Genomic DNA, 16,108 nt, shown 5'->3' on the forward strand with positions numbered 1-16,108 from the left:
GGCACCGAGTGGCCTCTGCTTCGTTATCCATCAAGCCGGCATGCGCGCAACGATAAAGCGCGAAAGGGCCTCCAGCGGCATCGGCCGAGCCAGCAGAAAACCTTGGAAGATATCGCATCCCCAGGCTTCCAGCTGATGACGCTGTTCTTCCGTCTCGACACCCTCGGCCACCACCTGAAGCCCCAGGTGGCCGGCCATAGAGATCATACCCTGCACGATGGCCGCATCATGGGGATTGGTGGTGACTTCGTTGATGAAACTGCGGTCGATCTTCACCTTGCTGATGGGCAGGTGCCGCAAATAGCTGAGGCTAGAGTATCCGGTGCCGAAATCATCGATGGACACGCCAATGTGCATGCCACGCAGTGCATGCAGGATATCGATGGCCGATTCGGTATTGTCCATGAGGATGCCCTCGGTCAGCTCCAGTTCGAGCTGCTCTGCCGGCAGCCCCGACTGCTGAAGCACCTGGCGCAGGGTGGCCAGGAAGCTCGGCCGATGAAACTGCAGCGGCGACAGGTTGACCGCCACCTTTACCCTGCCTGCCCCCTGCTGACCCAGAGCGACCATGTCCGCGCAGGCGCGCTCCAGCACCCAGCGGCTGAGCGGTATGATCTGCCCGGTGGATTCCGCCAGGGGAATGAACACCTCGGGGGAGACATAGCCGCGCTGGGGGTGGTTCCAGCGCAGCAGTGCCTCGACGCCGGCCAGGGTGCCATCGCGGGCCATCAGGGGCTGGTAGTGAAGCTCCATCCTGCCGGAGGCGATGGCCTCCTGCAGGTCATTGCGAAGCGTGACTCGCTCGCCTAGTTGCTGGTTGATCTCCTGGGTGAACCAGTGATAGGCGTTGCGTCCCTGCTGCTTGGCCTTGTACATGGCCATGTCGGCCTGCTGGATCAGCTCCCGGGGGTCCGCCATGGTCGGTTCGCTCAGGGCGATGCCCACGCTGCAGGTCAGGTAGAGCTCATGGTCGTTGATCAGGTAGGGCCTCGAGATCTCCAGCATCAGCCGCTCCACCAGGGCCAGCACCTGTTCTTCCCGGGTCACGTCGGTCATCAACAGCACGAACTCGTCGCCGCCCATGCGCGCCAGGGTATCGCCGGGCCGTACCGCGGCCTGCAGCCGCCGGGCCACCTCGCACAGGACATCGTCGCCCACCGCGTGGCCGAGGGTGTCGTTGATCGGCTTGAAGTCGTCGAGGTCGACGAACAGCACCGCCAGCCGCTCCTGGCGACGGACCGTGAGCGCCACGTCATGCTCGAGGCGGTCCTCGAAGAGGCTGCGATTGGCGAGCCCCGTCAGGGCATCATGGCTGGCGTTGTGGGCCAGTTGGGACTCATAGGTCTTCTGCTCGGAAACATCGTTCTGCATGCCCACATAGTGGGTGACCCTCTCCTGGGCATCGCGCACCGGGGTGATGTAGAGATCGTTCCAAAACGGCGTGCCGTCCTTGCGATAGTTGAGCAGGGTGACGTGCACGTCCTCTCCCCGCGATAGCTGCTGACGAATGCACTCCACGGCGGACGGGGCGGTCTCAGGACCCTGCAGGAAACGGCAGTTACGCCCCAGCACTTCCTCCTTGGCGTAACCGGTCATGCGCTGGAAGGCAGGATTGACGTAGATGATGGGCACATCCGGCCGATCAGCGTCGGCGATCACCACCCCGTTGATGCTGCCTTCGACGCTGCGCTCCAGCAGCCGAAGGTCGCGGCGGCTCTGGTGGCGTTCCACCGCCAGGGCCGCCAGGTCGGCTGCCTTGCTGAGCAGCAGGCGGGTTGCCGCATCGGGCGACTGCGGCTGTGTCAGGTAGGTGCCGAAGGTGCCGAGCACCCGTCCATCGCTGCCCAGGATCGGCACCGACCAACAGGCGCGCAGGCCTTCAGCCAGCGCCAACTCACGGTAGCTGCTCCAGCGAGGGTCCTCGGCCAGGTCCTCGCAGATCACCGTCTCGCCGAAATAGGCAGCACTGCCGCAGGCGCCGATGCCCGGGCCAATCTCCAGCGTCGTTACCGCCGCCCGATAGGCCCGGGGCAGGCGATCACCGGCCATCAGTTCCAGGGCAGTGGCCTTTTCGTTGACCAGCATGATCGAAGTGACCGAACCCGGCACCTGCTGCTCCAGCATGCGGCAGATGGCCGCCAGGATACCCTCCAGCGGCTCCTCGCGGACGATGCGGGTCTGCACGGCCTGCTGCTCCTCGAGCTGCTGGCGGACCTCACCCAGGGTCCGAGTGCGGCCCAGCAGCTGCCCAGCCAGCGCCAGGCTGAACACCAGCATGCCGCTCAGCACCAGCCCGCCACTGGCGACACCCACCGGCATCAGGCCGGCCAGCAGCCAATCGTGCTGGGTGCCGGGATAGGCCTCCAGGGTCAGCATGGGGCCGCCGGGCAGGCCGATGTGCCTCCGATGCAGCAGGTGATTGACGAAGACACCCTCGGCCTCCCGCTGGCCGATGCCCGACTGCCGCAGCTCCAGCATCGGCTCGCCGTGACGCAGGATCACGACGCGATAGAGCCCGAGCTGCAGGCGCAGCTCATTGGAGAGCAGCCCGGAGAGATCAAACAGGCTCAGCAGCAGCTGACCGCTCGCCGGCACATCGATGGCCATCAGGGCCAGATCCGGGCTCTCCGGCTCGGGAAGGGACAGGCGTGGCTGGCCCAGATCGAGGCCCAGCCACTCGCGCACCTGTGGCAGGTGAACCTGCGCGGCCAGGAAGGCCTCGCTCGCACGGTCGCCGCCGTCCAGCCAGGTCCATCCGGCATCGGGCCGATACAGGCCGACCGCCTTCAGGCTGGCGGCGTCCTGCAAGTAGCTGTCCAGATCACGCTGAAGCACCGCCGGGTCGAGCTCGCCACCCCCGGCATCCAGGCGCTCGGCCATGCGCCGCATCAGGGTCAACCTCGACACCATGACTTGCTCGGCATTGAGCTGAATGTTATCGAGCAGGTAGGCTGCCTGACGGTTGAGGGACGCTTCCTGCTGCCAGCTGAGCAGACCCCAGGCCAGGCTGCTGACGAGGACCCCGGCAAGGCCGATCGACACCGCCCACCGACCCAGTTGAAGCGGCCGGTCACCGCGCAGCCCGGCCACGACCACTCCCAGACCCAGCAGCCCCGTCATTGCCAGCGCTGACAGCTGCGGAGCGTCGAAACGAGCCATGAGCCAGGGGCGAAGCGTGGGAACGACCGCCAGAAGGGAAAACAGCCCGCCCCCCACCAGCAGCACCCCCCATGACACCCACAGCCAGCGATAGCGACCACCGGGCCTGCCCAGCAGCAGACACTGCGCTATCGGCAACAGCAGCAGAGCCGGCAGGACGCCCAGCCGCGGCTCGACGCCGGCCGCCATGACACCCATGGGGACCAGCAGCGCCTGGGCCAGGGTATTCAGCAACAGGACGCTCAGCAGCCCCCCGGCGAGTAGCCGAGCGCCTGTCCAGCCGGCCAGCAACGTCATCAGGCCCACCCCCCCCAGCGCCAGCGCCATGAAGCCGTCAGCGACCAGCAGCAGATGAAGTGGGGAATAGACCAGTGTCAGCCAGCCCAGCACCAGCCCGTTGATTCCCACGATGATGAAGGTGGCCGCCATCAGCAGCAGCAGGCTGTCCATCATCAGGTGACGGGTGGTCGTTGGCATGAACCCTCCTTGGATTCGCGTGCACCACGCTGGCAAGTCCGCCGCGCGAAGTACCATAAAAATCAGGTTGCCATTCTGGCGCAAGCGAACGTAACAGAGTAGCCCACATCGTGGTCAGAGGTGCCATAAAGGATGATGAGCGCTGAAAACCGATCGATCGGCGGTCCAGTCAAGCAAGGAGACTCCGCGAGAGGATCAAGAGGAGGAGGATTGCCAAGCTCAAATGCCCCAGGCGTCCAGGGGGCGGCCCTGCAGATGATCACGCTCCAGCCAGCAGCCGTCCAAGAGCCGCTGACCAGCAACACGCTGCTGCCGAGCAGCGGGTTGAACCGCCAGCCTTGGCATAAACGTTCGTTGGGCCGTTGACGCCAATGGGGCGTCACGAGTGCGAGGCGATCATGGCCACCTTAGCCTGTGGTCCTCATGGTCGTAGCCGATAAAGACTAACGGCCCTTTATGTTGTCGTCCGGATGCTTGATGTTCACGCCGTTGGGCGCTTCGCGATCGTCCCTGAGCGGTACCTGCCTCAGAAGCGGTTTATTCCGACCGCGCCGACTCGCGAACTTCGTCGTACTTCCTTGCGGCTTCGGACTTTGCGGCATTGACGCTGCGATCTCTCGCCTCCCCGAGCATATCGTCCTCGATCTCAGTCGTCGGTACCAGCGCACCCAGGGCAGCGCCGATAGCGATGCCGAGGCTTCCCGCGATCAGCGGTTGATCACGATAGAACTGCACCAGGCCTTCCCGGGCGTTCTGCGCCGACTCCTTCACGTTCGCGCTTGCACCGTGCATGCGATCGCCCGCCGCGGCGGCCTTGTCCTGCGATTTCGTGGCGGTATCGCCAAACGCATCCATGAGACTGCGCCCGTCCTTGCCTGTGTTCTTATTGTAGGTGTCATGGGCTTGCGCAGCGCCATTGTGGCCGGACGACATCATCAACCACGAGATGCCGATGCTGGTGAGTATCATCGGCATCGGGTTGTTCTTCACCTGGGCGCCCAGATTGCGGCCAAACTCTCCTCCGTGTTCGCGGGCCATCCCTAGCGCCTGGTCGATGAGTTCGCCGGGAGAAAGCCGATCGGACAGCTCGCTCGCGGTCCTGCCGAGGCGAGCACGCGCCTGGTCGACTTCGCGCTCCAGCTGTTCGGGACTTTTCGTCCCTTCTACTCGATCGTCGTCGCGGCGAGTGTCATCGGTTTGGGTATCGGTAGCCTTGTTCATCGAGTTGCCCTCTTCAATGTTTCTTTATCTTTTTTCGTGGACTCCAGGGTGCGTTCGGGGACGATCGAGTTCGCGCTTATTTTTTTCTTGGCCGAACCGACCATCAGGAAACCAACCAGGAGGGCTACCGCGCCGACGATCAGCGCTGCGAGCCAAGGTTCCAAAACGTTACTGAGCCCGTAAACCGCACTCATGAGCAGGACAACGAGCCCCGCCATGGCGATGGCAGCGCCCGTCGCAATCGCGCCGACTGCCGTTTTCGCTTCCGAAACGGATTCCCCGACTTCAGATTTCGCCAGCTCGATCTCTTTGCCAAGCAGCGTGGACAGGTCCGTGGCCAGGTTGCGAATCAAGTCGGCAATCGAGTCAGCACTGTGTTCTCGGTTCGCCGTTGGCGTCGGTGTAACCTGCGCAGTTTCGTGTTCCTGCTTCATGGCATGTCCCTCCCGCCACCGCTGCTCGGGGCAGTCGATGTCGCGTACGTTTCTGTCATGTCCCTTTCGCGCGGTTGCACCGGCGTGTCAGAAGAACCGGCGCGGTCCCGAAAAGTGTCTTCACTCTTGAAACGGTGTTGAGCGTCTTGCTCAGCGCTCGCCTTGTCATCGTCGTGGTGGTTCTGCTCAGCACTCGCTTTGTCATCGTCGTGGTGGTCGTGCTCAGCGCTCGCCTTGAAAAATCGCGACAAGCCAAAGCCAACTGCAATGCTGCCGAGCATGAACAGGGCGGGATTGTCCCGCGCCAGGCGCTTGGCATCGCTCGCCAGTTCATCCACGCTGCGGCCTTCGAGTTGTTCGGCCGCATTCGCTAGGTTGCTGCTCAACTCACGCGCGTAGCGCGCCAGGCCTTCGCGGTCCTGATCGTCGAGATTTGATGCTGCTGCGTCGATGGCATCCGACAGGGCGTTTGCCTCATCCGCAAGACGGTGCTGGCCCGCTTCGACCTTCTCGCGCGCTTCGGCGCCCACTTCGCGCTTCGCATCGCGGACATCTTCTTCTATTTTCTGTTTCGGCGACCCAATACCGGCGTCGTCGGGCAAGCTGCCCGGGCTGCGGCGATTGGAATCTGAGTTAGATGGTGTCATTACACCCTCCTCGGCATTCAGTCGAATGCTCGCTCTTGATGGATTACGGATTCACACGTCTACAGAAAAGGCTCGCCAGAAGAACACCATGCACGGAGGTACGAGTAAGCAAGGGATTACAGTGCGTATTCCGTATCGTAATCGACGGGACCGCTACTATTTGAAAAACCGTCGAAGTAACAACACAGATCGCACGATTGCTCATGGAAATCTCCGTGGCTAGCACATTTCAATCGCCGTGCACCCAAACTGAGTTTTCCAAGGTTTCGTCATAGGGTCTGTGCGCTACCAAACGCAATAGCAGGATTCCCAGAACCGGGGCAAACTGGTCATATGGGACCCGGATTCGCAGCAAGCTCGGAAAGACATCCATCAGCCGCCACATTCATCTCGGTGGCGCTAGGTAAGTGTTTGGGGCCTTCGCAGCGCCTCTGAAAGATGGGTAGCACTACCTCAGCACTGCGACAGGTCGCAAGTAACCGTTTATGACCAGTACGACGATTTGTAAGTGGACGATCAGGTCTGGAGAGGTGCTGCCCCCTGTGAGAAGGGCCGAGGCAAGGCCTTCGTAGGGGAAGCTTATCCAAGTAGTCCTGAACGGCTCAGAGGAAGCCAAGAGCAAGGTATGGACTTAGGTGTGGGCCAACTTACCAGAACCAAAAAAAGCCGCTGAATTCAGCGGCTTTTTTAAATTAGTGGCGGAGGGGGAGGGATTCGAACCCTCGAAGCCTTTCGACTTACACACTTTCCAGGCGTGCTCCTTCGACCACTCGGACACCCCTCCACGTTGTTGACCCGTCGGGGAGGACGTTGCCTTTCCCTCGAGGACGGCGCGTATGCTATCGCCTCAAGTGCTCGATTGCAAGACGTTTTCCGCTCGGCTGCCGCTAAGCACCGCATAATCGCCGCGCGATTCCATGCACAGGGTCTCGCCGCACCAGAGCCGCTGACGCAGGGCGATGCGCCCGCGCCCATTCTGGGCAAGCTGCTCGGCGAGGCGCTCGGGGCCATTCTCTGCCTCCGGTTCACACTCGAGGAGGTAGTCAGCGGTGACCGGCGCCATGAAGCGCTGACTGGCCTCGGCGACCACGACATCCCGAGCCAGGCTGTGACGGCGCAGCCAGAGGGTCGTCCAGCACCAGCCCAGCAGGGTGGTCTGGGCGGTGAGGGCACCGCCAAAGCCGGTGCCCTTGTCGTTGAGACTGGGGGTCAGGTCAAGCCTCCAGGTGAGGCGCTCACCGTCGGGCTTCATCTCGCGGATGCCCAGGTGCTCGACCATGGGGATCGCATCGATGAGCCACGCCAGGAAGCGGACCGGGTCATCTTCCTGCCCCGGGACGGTGAGCGGGAGCCGCGGGTGGGCGTTGCCGATCTCGCGCATCTGCTCTCCTCCGCTCAGCGCCAGCGTTCGACGAAGACGTCGATGTCATGCTCGGCAATGCGCTTGTGACGCCCGCCCAGCTGGCCCAGGTAAATAAAGGCCACCACCTCGTCATCTTCCTCAAGGCCCAGACCCTTGCGGACGGTGGGGTCGAAGGCATATTTGCCGCTGCGCCACATGGCGCCGAGTCCCAGCGCGTGGGCCGCCAGCAGGATGCCATGGGCTGCACAGCCCGCGGAGATCACCTGCTCGATCTTCGGCACCTTGGGCATGTCCGGGGTGACCCGGGCGATCACCGCGATGACCATGGGCGCGCGCAGCGGCTTCTTGCGGGCGGCATCCAGGGCGGTATCGCCGACGTGGGGGTCTTCGCGATACTCGGCTTCGGCGAACAGCTCACCCAGGCGCGAGAGACCGTCACCGGAAAACTCGACGAAGCGCCAAGGGCGCAGCTCCTTGTGGTCCGGGGCGCGCAGGGCCGCCCGGTAGATGGCCTCGAGCTGTTCGGGGCTCGGCGGCGGCCCCATCAGCTTGCCCATGGAGCTGCGTTCATGCAGCAGCGTCAGCGCGTCCATAGCCTCTCTTCCTCGGCAAGGTTCAAAAACGATATGACGGGACTGTAGCAGCCGGCCGCACGACTGTCGTGCGGCCCCTACTGCCTCGACAGGCGAAGGGGCTCGGGTGGGCGTTCGCCGGTAGTGGCGCGCCAGGGGCTGATGTCGAGTCCGCCGCGCCGCACGTAGCGCGCCAGCACCAGCAGCCGCTCGGGCCGGCAGCGCGTCACCAGGTCGACGAAGATGTTCTCCACGCAGTGCTCGTGGAAGTCCTGGTGCTGGCGGTAGCCGATCAGGTAGCGCAGGAGCCCCTCGCGATCGATCCGCGGCCCCCGGTAGCGGATCAGCACGCTGCCCCAGTCGGGCTGGCCAGTGACCGGGCAGTTGGACTTGAGCAGGTGGGAGTAAAGCGCTTCCTCGACGACCTCCTCCCCCACCGCCAGCGTCTCGGCGCTGGGGGTGTAGTCGTTGACCTCGATGTCCAGGTCATCCAGGCACTCGCCGGGCAGGCGGCGCGGGGCGAGGGTCTCGTCGTCGACGTCGAACAGCTCCACCGACACAACGGCATCGGTGGCCCGGGAGAGGTCGGCCATCAGGGTGTCGATGACCGCCTGGCGGCTCTCGAAGCGGGCTTGGTTGAAGCCGTTGAGGTAGAGTTTCCAGGACTTGGACTCGATCAGGTTCGGCGAATCCGCCGGCAGGCGGAAGCGCGCCACGGCCACCACCGGCTTGCCGCGGGCGTTGAGCCAGCTGACCTCGAAAGCATGCCACTCGTCCTCGCCAATAAAGGGGAGCGCGCCCGCCTCGATGCCCAGCGGCGCCCGATTGGCGGCGCGGGGAATGGGATAGAGCAGCGTGGCGTCATAGCGCTCCGGGTAGGCGGACTCGCGCCCCAAGGGGGCATCCGTCAGGGCATCGGGACGCGGGTAACTCATGAGCGAATCCCCTTGCCATGCTCCAGCATCCACAGGGCGACGCTGAACAGCACGGCGATGAAGGTGACGATGGCGGCCAGGGCCCAGCCCACCGGGATGTCGGAGACGCCCAGAAAGCCGTAGCGGAAGACGTTGACCATGTAGAGGATGGGATTGAGCATCGACACGCCTTGCCAGAAGGCCGGCAGCAGCGAGATCGAGTAGAAGACACCGCCCAGGTAGGTCAGCGGCGTGAGGATAAAGGTCGGCACGATGGAGATGTCGTCGAACTTCTTGCCCAGCAGGGCGTTGATGAAACCGCCGATGGAGAAGAGCGCCGAGGTGAGCACCACAACACCCACCGTGAGCAGCGGATGGGCCACGCTAATGCGGGTGAAGAACAACGACACGACGGTGACGATCAGGCCGACGCCGAGGCCACGGGCCATGCCACCCAGCACGAAGCCGGCAAGAATCACCCAGTTGGGCATGGGCGAGACCATCATCTCCTCGATGGAGCGCTGGAACTTGTTGGAGAAGAAGGATGATGCCACGTTCGAGTAGCTGTTGGTGATCACCGCCATCATGATCAGCCCGGGGACGATGAAGTCCATGTAGCTGAAGCCGTCCATCTCCCCGATGCGCGAACCGATCAGGTTGCCGAAGATGATGAAGTACATGGTCATGGTGATGGAGGGCGGCAGCAGGGTCTGCGGCCAGATGCGCGTGAAGCGCTTGATCTCCTTGATCACCAGGGTCCATAGGGCGATGGCGGTCTGCATCGGATTCATGAGCGGGCCTCCGCGTCGGCGGCCTTGTCCCGGGCGTCGTTGCCCTGCTCCACCATGGTGACGAACATCTCCTCGAGCCGGTTGGCGCGGTTGCGCATGGAGACGACTTCGAGTCCCTGCTCGCTCAGCGCGGTGAAGATGTCATTGAGCCGCTGGCCGCGATGCACTGCCACTGCCAGCTGGGCGGCATCGACCCGGGTGACCTCGAAGCCCTCGATCCCGGGGGCGGCCTCGATCGGATGGGCCAGGTCGAACAGGAAGGTCTCGGTGTCGAGTTCGGTGAGCAGCTCGCGCACGCCGGTGTTCCGGATGATTTCACCGTGGTTGATAATCGCCACGTTGCGGCAGAGGCTCTCGGCCTCCTCGAGGTAGTGGGTGGTGAGGATGATGGTGGTGCCCTCCTCGCGGTTGATGCGGCGCATGTACTCCCACATGCTGCGCCTCAATTCGATATCCACGCCGGCGGTGGGCTCGTCAAGGATCAGCAGCCTGGGCCGGTGCATCAGCGCCCTGGCGATCATCAGTCGGCGCTTCATCCCGCCGGAGAGCATCCGCGCGCTGCCGTTGCGCTTGTCCCACAGACCGAGGTCACGCAGCAGCTGCTCGGCGCGGGGCTGCGCCTCGCGGCGCGGCATGCCGTAGTAGCCGGCCTGGGCCAACACGATGTCGATGACCCTCTCGAACTGGTTGAAGTTGAACTCCTGGGGCACCACGCCCAGGTGATACTTGGCGCGGGGGAAGTCGCGGTCGATATCGATGCCGAAGATCGAGACCTTGCCGGCGCTCTTCTGCACCAGCGAGCAGACCACCCCCAGGGTGGTGGACTTGCCGGCGCCGTTGGGGCCCAGCAGGGCGAAGAAGTCGCCCTCGGCGACGTCGAGGTCGATGCCCTTGAGGGCCTGGAAGCCATTGCCGTAGACCTTGGTGAGGCCACGGATGGACAGAGCCGGTTCGGCCATTGGCAATCCTTGGTCGGTTCGAGGTTCGAGAGCGGGCATACCGCAAAGGCATAAGGATATTGGGACGGCGACGTGCGACTTCAAGCCTCCGCTGGCAGGAGCCCGACGGTCAGACACGCAGAAAGGCCTGCACGCTGGCAGACATCATCAAAGTAAGAGGAAGCTAGTGACTGCAATCTTGTCTAAAGCTAGTAACTGACATTGGAGCGGGAAACGAGATTCGAACTCGCGACCCCAACCTTGGCAAGGTTGTGCTCTACCACTGAGCTATTCCCGCTTGTCGAGTACCGCTTGAGCGAGCGAGGTGGCGTCCCATAGGGGGTTCGAACCCCTGTTACCGCCGTGAAAGGGCGGTGTCCTGGACCACTAGACGAATGGGACGCATGAAACGGGAAAGGAGATTCGACCGGGCTGGCGTTCCAGATCCTGACCCGAACCTTGGCTCGATACCGCGTCTTACGTCTTGGAGCGGGAAAGGAGATTCGAACTCCCGACCCTCGCCTTGGCAAGGCGATGCTCTACCACTGAGCTATTCCCGCAGGTCTCGCACTACTGCTACTGCCTGTCATGCACCGGATTGAATGGCGTCCCATAGGGGGTTCGAACCCCTGTTACCGCCGTGAAAGGGCGGTGTCCTGGACCACTAGACGAATGGGACGCATGGAGCGGGAAAGGAGATTCGACCGGGCTGGCGTTCCAGATCCTGACCCGAGCCTTGGCTCGATACCGCGTCTTGCGTCTTGGAGCGGGAAAGGAGATTCGAACTCCCGACCCTCGCCTTGGCAAGGCGATGCTCTACCACTGAGCTATTCCCGCACTCCGGTACCTGTTTGAGTCGAGTGGCGTCCCATAGGGGGTTCGAACCCCTGTTACCGCCGTGAAAGGGCGGTGTCCTGGACCACTAGACGAATGGGACGCAATGTCTCGGCTCGTCGAGGTGGCGCGTATGTTACTGAGCGCCCCCGCGGCTGTCAAGCGTCTCCCATGCCGTGTTATGTCAGCCCTCGATGCCTTCCACATCAGGAAGTTGACACCCAAAGCGATGGCGGCTAGTGTATGCGCCGCTGGCTACGTAGCTCAGCTGGTTAGAGCACATCACTCATAATGATGGGGTCCCCTGTTCAAATCAGGGCGTAGCCACCATACAAAGAAAAACCCGGCGCCCATGGCGCCGGGTTTTTCGTATGGTCTCTAACGTCCTCCCTGCTCGAGGCTCATCCGGGAGCAGGCCCCGAAGCGCCGGACCGACGAGTAGGCGCCGTGTATACCTCTTTGTAGGCTACCGATTGTAGGCTACCGACGACGGCCCTGGCGCAGGACCTCTTCTCCGCGCGGCTCACGGCGCCTCCCGCATGACGTTCAGGCCAGCTCAGCGCGGTTGCAGAAGGCGGTCAGCACCCGGGTCAGGTACTCCACGTCGCGGGCACCCGCGGTCTCACGGATGGAGTGCATAGCCCACTGGGGCGCACCCACGTCCAGGGTCGGCACGCCGAGCTCGGTGGCGGTGATCGGTCCGATGGTGCTGCCGCAGCCCATGTCGGCGCGGGTCACGAAGGTCTGCACCGGCACCTCGGCCTCGCGACACAGGTCGCGAAACATCGCCGCGGTGGCGCTGTTGGTGGCATAGCGCTGGCTGGCGTTGACCTTGATCACCGGCCCGCCGTTAAGTGCCGGCCCGTGGGCCGCGTCGTGCTTGTCGGTGAAGTTGGGATGAAGCGCATGGGCGTTGTCGCAGGAGATCATCCGCGATGCCTGGATCAGGCGGATGAAGGCGCCCTCATCGTCCCCGCCGAGCCGCTCACTCACCCGCTGCAGCACGTCGCCGAGGAAGGGGCCCTGGGCGCCACAGGCGCTGGCACTCCCGACCTCCTCATGGTCGCTGGCCGCGAGCACGACACCCTGTCTGCCATCCGCGGCGAGCAGCGCCTCCAGCCCGGCGAAGCAGGAGAGCAGGTTGTCGAGCCGGGCGCTGGCGATCAGCTCTCCCGCCACGCCGATGCGGGCCGGCGGCTGCATGTCATGTAAGCCGAGCTCGAAGTCGAGCAGCTCCACCCCCTCCAGGCCGTGCTGATCGGCGATCCAGCCCTTGAGCAGGCGCTCGAGGTCGGCATTCTCGCCGCCCTGCAGGAACACCGGCGCCATCTGGGTCTGAGCGTTGATCGGGCGCCCCTGATTGACGTCGCGATCCAGGTGGATGGCCAGGCTGGGGATGATCGCCACCGGGCGCTCGACGTTGAGCAGCAGCCCCTCCAGGCGCCCATCGGGATGGCGTACGTGGATTCGCCCTGCCAGGCCGAGGTCGCGATCGTACCAGGGCGCCAGCAGCACGCCGCCGTAGGTCTCCACCCCCAGTTGCAGCCAGCCGGCACTGGCCTGGGCCGCACTGGGCTTGAGGCGCAGGCCAGGGCTGTCGGTGTGGGCGCCGATCATGCGCAGCGCACTCAGGTCACCCTCGGGTAGCTGCAGGGCGATGATCGAGGAGTCATTGCGGGTCACATAGACCCTCTCGCCGGGCGCCAGCTGCCAGGGCTCGCACTCGTGGAGACGGCGATAACCCGCCGCCTCGAGCCGAGCCGCCATGCTGGCCACGGCGTGCCAGGGGGTGGGTGAGCGACGCAGGAAGTTGAGAAGGCGCTCGACAAGATCGTCCTGGGACATGAATTCCTCTGCTAACAGATGTCGTGGGAGACCAACAGGTATCATGGGATGACGGGGGAAGCTGCTACAATGCTCTTTCGGCCCGCGCAACTCGTGAGCCTGAAAAGAGTCTAGGAAGAGTGTACATGAAACCCGGAGTGCTTCATTGATGAGCCTGCTTGCCCACCTGGGACGTCCAGCCGCCATCCTGGCCGGCCTGCTGCTGGTCGCCGGCGTCGCCCTGGCGCAGCCGCAACCCACCGATGCCCAGCGCCAGGCGGCCGTGGAAGTCGCCGACTCTCTGCGCTACGGCCATTACGCCGACATCCAGCTGGACGATACCTGGTCGCATCAGGCCTTTGAGCGCTACCTGGATGTCCTTGACGGCCAGCGCGCCTTCCTGCTGGCCGGCGATGTCGCCGACTTCCGCCACCTGGGAGGGCGCATCGACGATGCGCTCTTCGACGGCGAACTGGACGACGTCTATGCCCTCTACCATCGCTACCACGAGCGCGCCGAGGCACGCTTCGAGTGGCTGCTGGCCAGCCTCGACGAGGGCCTCGACTTCACCTACGACAGCGACCTGCGCCTGGATATCGACCGCGACGAGGCCCCCTGGGCCGAGAGCCGCGATGAACTCGATGAGCTCTGGTTCAAGCGTCTCAAGAACGCTGCCCTGACCCTGGCCATCAGCGGCCAGGATCTCGAGCAGGTAGAGACCAACCTGCGCCAGCGCTACGAGGGGCAGCTCAACCGGGTGCGCCAGACCAACGAGGAGGACATCTTCGGCCTCTTCATGGCGGCGGTGACCGGCAGCATCGACCCCCACAGCGAATACCTCTCCCCTCGCCAGGGCGAATCCTTCGACATCCAGATGCGCCTCTCGCTGGAGGGCATCGGCGCCCTGCTGCAGTCCGACGGCGAGTACGTCAAGGTGGCCAGCCTGGTGCCCGGCGGGCCGGCGGAGCGCGCAGGCGCCTTGGAGCCTGCCGACCGCATCGTGGCAGTCGGCCAGGACGAGGGCGAGATGGTCAACGTGGTGGGCATGCGCCTGGACAACGTGGTCGACCTGATCCGCGGCCCCAAGGGCTCGGTGGTACGCCTCGACGTGGTGCCCGCCCAGGCGGTGGACATGACCCGCTCGCGCATCATCGAGATCACGCGCGACACCGTGAACCTCGAGGACCAGGCGGCCCAGGGCAAGGTGATCGAGATCGAGCGCGACGATGGCCCGCACCGCATCGGAGTGATCAAGATCCCCACCTTCTATGTGGACTTCGATGCCTGGCAGGCCGGGGAAGAGGACTTTCGCAGCACCACCCGCGACGTGGCCCGCGAGATCGAGCGACTCAAGGGTGAAGACATCGAGGGCATCGTGCTCGATTTGCGCAATAACGGCGGCGGCGCCCTGCAGGAGGCCAACTCGCTGCTCGGGCTGTTCATCGACCGCGGCCCCACCGTCCAGGTGCGCGACGCCCGCGGCCGCATCAGCCTCTACGGCGACACCGACGCGGGAACCCACTATGACGGCCCGCTGGGCGTGCTGGTCAATCGGCTCTCCGCCTCCGCCTCGGAGATCTTCGCGGGGGCCATTCAGGACTACGGCCGCGGCCTGGTGGTAGGCTCGCCGACCTTCGGCAAGGGCACGGTGCAGACCCTCAACGATCTGAGCCACGGCCAGATCAAGCTGACCCGCGCCAAGTTCTATCGCATTTCCGGTGACAGCACCCAGCACCGCGGCGTGGAGCCGGACATCATCTTCCCGAGCCTGATCGATCCGGACCTGATCGGCGAGAGCAGCCTGGACAACGCCCTGGACTGGGACACCGTGCGCTCCGTGCAGTACCGCCACTACGGCGAGCCGTGGCGCCACCTGGAGTCCATCAAGGACCGCCACCATAGCCGTGTCGCGGAGCACCCGAACTTCCGCTACCTGACCCAGCAGGCGGAGCTCAACCGTCGCCTGCGCGAACAGACCACCAGCGTCAGCCTCAACCGCGAGCAGCGCAAGCGCGAAGTGGAAGAGCAGGAGGCCGAACAGCTAAGCCTGGAGAACCAGCGACGCCGAGCCCTGGGCCTTGACCTGCTGGAGGAGTGGGTCGACGCCCGCGGCGAAGAGAGCGACGAGGAGCCCGTGGAACAGGTGCAGGTGCAGGAGGCGGCCCATATCCTGCTGGACTTCGCTCTCCTCACCAGTGACGAATACCGGCTGGCCAACCGCCACTGAGCCACCCGGGGCTACAGCAGGCCATCACGCCGCCCCTCGGGGCGGCGTTTTCTTGCCACGACAGGTAGACGCGCTGAGAAACAGGCACGCGCAGACCCCGGCGAGCGAGCTCAACCAGCGAATCGAATCAGGAAGATGTCTTGGAGATGGCTCCCGGAGCAGGACTCGAACCTGCGACCCAGTGATTAACAGTCACTTGCTCTACCAACTGAGCTATCCGGGAACAACAGAGAGAGGGGCGATGGCTATTGGTGAAAAACCGCTGATGGCTCCTCGAGCAGGACTCGAACCTGCGACCCAGTGATTAACAGTCACTTGCTCTACCAACTGAGCTATCGAGGAATTACGGTCTTAACAGCAATGGCGTTCGAGGCGTCGTTGGCTCCCGGAGCAGGACTCGAACCTGCGACCCAGTGATTAACAGTCACTTGCTCTACCAACTGAGCTATCCGGGAACGGCATCGAACACGGGACGTAGTATACGGATTCGCTTCTGGAGGTCAAGGCCGGATCGAGCTCAACCCTGGTACCATCCGAAGCCAGCCGTCCCGAGCACCATCAGCCATCCCAGGGTATAGATAGCAGAACGCCCACCTGGCATGGGACCTAGTGGGCGTTCCGATGAGTCTGGTGGCTACGCCCTGATTTGAACAGGGGACCCCATCATTATGAGTGATGTGCTCTAACCAGCTGAGCTACGTAGCCAG

The 16,108-nt window shown here is 63.9% G+C and carries 11 protein-coding genes and 12 tRNA genes; 2 read left to right on the forward strand and 21 right to left on the reverse strand.

The annotated features are described in order from the left end of the window. Nucleotides 1-30 precede the first annotated feature (30 nt). The 16 genes from ACR80S_RS06610 to ACR80S_RS06685 form a co-directional block, all read right to left on the reverse strand. Nucleotides 31-3,636 (reverse strand): putative bifunctional diguanylate cyclase/phosphodiesterase, encoded by a 3,606-nt coding sequence (locus tag ACR80S_RS06610; RefSeq protein ID WP_435402870.1) that lies wholly within the window; start codon nucleotides 3,634-3,636, stop codon nucleotides 31-33. A gap of 537 nt (nucleotides 3,637-4,173) precedes the next feature. Next, complete coding sequence (locus ACR80S_RS06615; RefSeq protein ID WP_435402871.1) at nucleotides 4,174-4,857, reverse strand: DUF3618 domain-containing protein; 684 nt, start codon at nucleotides 4,855-4,857, stop codon at nucleotides 4,174-4,176. Next, entirely contained in the window at nucleotides 4,854-5,291 is a 438-nt protein-coding gene (locus tag ACR80S_RS06620) for a phage holin family protein (RefSeq protein ID WP_435402872.1), read from the reverse strand. The genes ACR80S_RS06615 and ACR80S_RS06620 overlap by 4 nt, the downstream gene beginning before the upstream one ends. Next, nucleotides 5,288-5,938, reverse strand: a complete 651-nt coding sequence (locus tag ACR80S_RS06625; protein WP_435401417.1) for a hypothetical protein — start codon at nucleotides 5,936-5,938, stop codon at nucleotides 5,288-5,290. Before ACR80S_RS06625 ends, ACR80S_RS06620 begins: the two co-directional genes overlap by 4 nt. Before the next feature lie 696 nt (nucleotides 5,939-6,634). After that, nucleotides 6,635-6,722 (reverse strand) — tRNA-Ser (locus ACR80S_RS06630). A gap of 63 nt (nucleotides 6,723-6,785) precedes the next feature. Then, complete coding sequence (locus tag ACR80S_RS06635) at nucleotides 6,786-7,319, reverse strand: YiiD C-terminal domain-containing protein (protein ID WP_435401416.1); 534 nt, start codon at nucleotides 7,317-7,319, stop codon at nucleotides 6,786-6,788. Nucleotides 7,320-7,333: 14 nt separating this feature from the next. Next, nucleotides 7,334-7,894: a nitroreductase family protein gene (locus ACR80S_RS06640; RefSeq protein ID WP_435401415.1), complete on the reverse strand. Its 561-nt coding sequence runs from the start codon at nucleotides 7,892-7,894 to the stop codon at nucleotides 7,334-7,336. A gap of 77 nt (nucleotides 7,895-7,971) precedes the next feature. Further along, on the reverse strand, nucleotides 7,972-8,808 hold the full coding sequence (gene queF, locus ACR80S_RS06645) for an NADPH-dependent 7-cyano-7-deazaguanine reductase QueF (protein ID WP_435402873.1): 837 nt from the start codon (nucleotides 8,806-8,808) through the stop codon (nucleotides 7,972-7,974). Then, nucleotides 8,805-9,578 carry an ABC transporter permease gene (locus ACR80S_RS06650; RefSeq protein ID WP_435402874.1) on the reverse strand — a complete coding sequence of 258 codons (774 nt, stop codon included), beginning with the start codon at nucleotides 9,576-9,578 and terminating at the stop codon, nucleotides 8,805-8,807. The genes queF and ACR80S_RS06650 overlap by 4 nt, the downstream gene beginning before the upstream one ends. After that, entirely contained in the window at nucleotides 9,575-10,537 is a 963-nt protein-coding gene (locus tag ACR80S_RS06655) for an ABC transporter ATP-binding protein (protein WP_435402875.1), read from the reverse strand. The genes ACR80S_RS06650 and ACR80S_RS06655 overlap by 4 nt, the downstream gene beginning before the upstream one ends. A gap of 202 nt (nucleotides 10,538-10,739) precedes the next feature. Next, nucleotides 10,740-10,814: transfer RNA gene (locus ACR80S_RS06660), tRNA-Gly, on the reverse strand. A 28-nt stretch (nucleotides 10,815-10,842) separates the two neighbouring features. Continuing rightward, a tRNA-Glu gene (locus ACR80S_RS06665) sits at nucleotides 10,843-10,918 on the reverse strand. 83 nt (nucleotides 10,919-11,001) lie between these two features. Next, a tRNA-Gly gene (locus ACR80S_RS06670) sits at nucleotides 11,002-11,076 on the reverse strand. A gap of 43 nt (nucleotides 11,077-11,119) precedes the next feature. Then, nucleotides 11,120-11,195: transfer RNA gene (locus ACR80S_RS06675), tRNA-Glu, on the reverse strand. An 83-nt stretch (nucleotides 11,196-11,278) separates the two neighbouring features. Next, a tRNA-Gly gene (locus ACR80S_RS06680) sits at nucleotides 11,279-11,353 on the reverse strand. 24 nt (nucleotides 11,354-11,377) lie between these two features. Beyond that, a tRNA-Glu gene (locus tag ACR80S_RS06685) sits at nucleotides 11,378-11,453 on the reverse strand. Nucleotides 11,454-11,603: 150 nt separating this feature from the next. Between ACR80S_RS06685 and ACR80S_RS06690 the strand changes: the two genes are divergently transcribed. Next, nucleotides 11,604-11,680 (forward strand) — tRNA-Met (locus ACR80S_RS06690). A 216-nt stretch (nucleotides 11,681-11,896) separates the two neighbouring features. On the opposite strand, the gene ACR80S_RS06695 is transcribed toward ACR80S_RS06690, so the two are convergent. Then, entirely contained in the window at nucleotides 11,897-13,195 is a 1,299-nt protein-coding gene (locus ACR80S_RS06695) for a M18 family aminopeptidase (protein WP_435402876.1), read from the reverse strand. 148 nt (nucleotides 13,196-13,343) lie between these two features. Here ACR80S_RS06695 and ACR80S_RS06700 point away from each other — a divergent pair, with 148 nt between their 5' ends. Then, entirely contained in the window at nucleotides 13,344-15,401 is a 2,058-nt protein-coding gene (locus tag ACR80S_RS06700; protein WP_435402877.1) for a carboxy terminal-processing peptidase, read from the forward strand. Between the two features lie 147 nt (nucleotides 15,402-15,548). Here ACR80S_RS06700 and ACR80S_RS06705 read toward each other — a convergent pair. From ACR80S_RS06705 to ACR80S_RS06720, 4 genes are all read right to left on the reverse strand, one after another. Beyond that, nucleotides 15,549-15,624 (reverse strand) — tRNA-Asn (locus tag ACR80S_RS06705). Nucleotides 15,625-15,667: 43 nt separating this feature from the next. Next, nucleotides 15,668-15,743, reverse strand: a tRNA-Asn gene (locus ACR80S_RS06710). A gap of 37 nt (nucleotides 15,744-15,780) precedes the next feature. Next, a tRNA-Asn gene (locus ACR80S_RS06715) sits at nucleotides 15,781-15,856 on the reverse strand. Nucleotides 15,857-16,029: 173 nt separating this feature from the next. Then, nucleotides 16,030-16,106 (reverse strand) — tRNA-Met (locus tag ACR80S_RS06720). Between the last annotated feature and the right edge of the window lie 2 nt (nucleotides 16,107-16,108).

The sequence above is a fragment of the Halomonas salsilacus genome (assembly GCF_051216275.1).
GTDB lineage: Bacteria > Pseudomonadota > Gammaproteobacteria > Pseudomonadales > Halomonadaceae > Halomonas.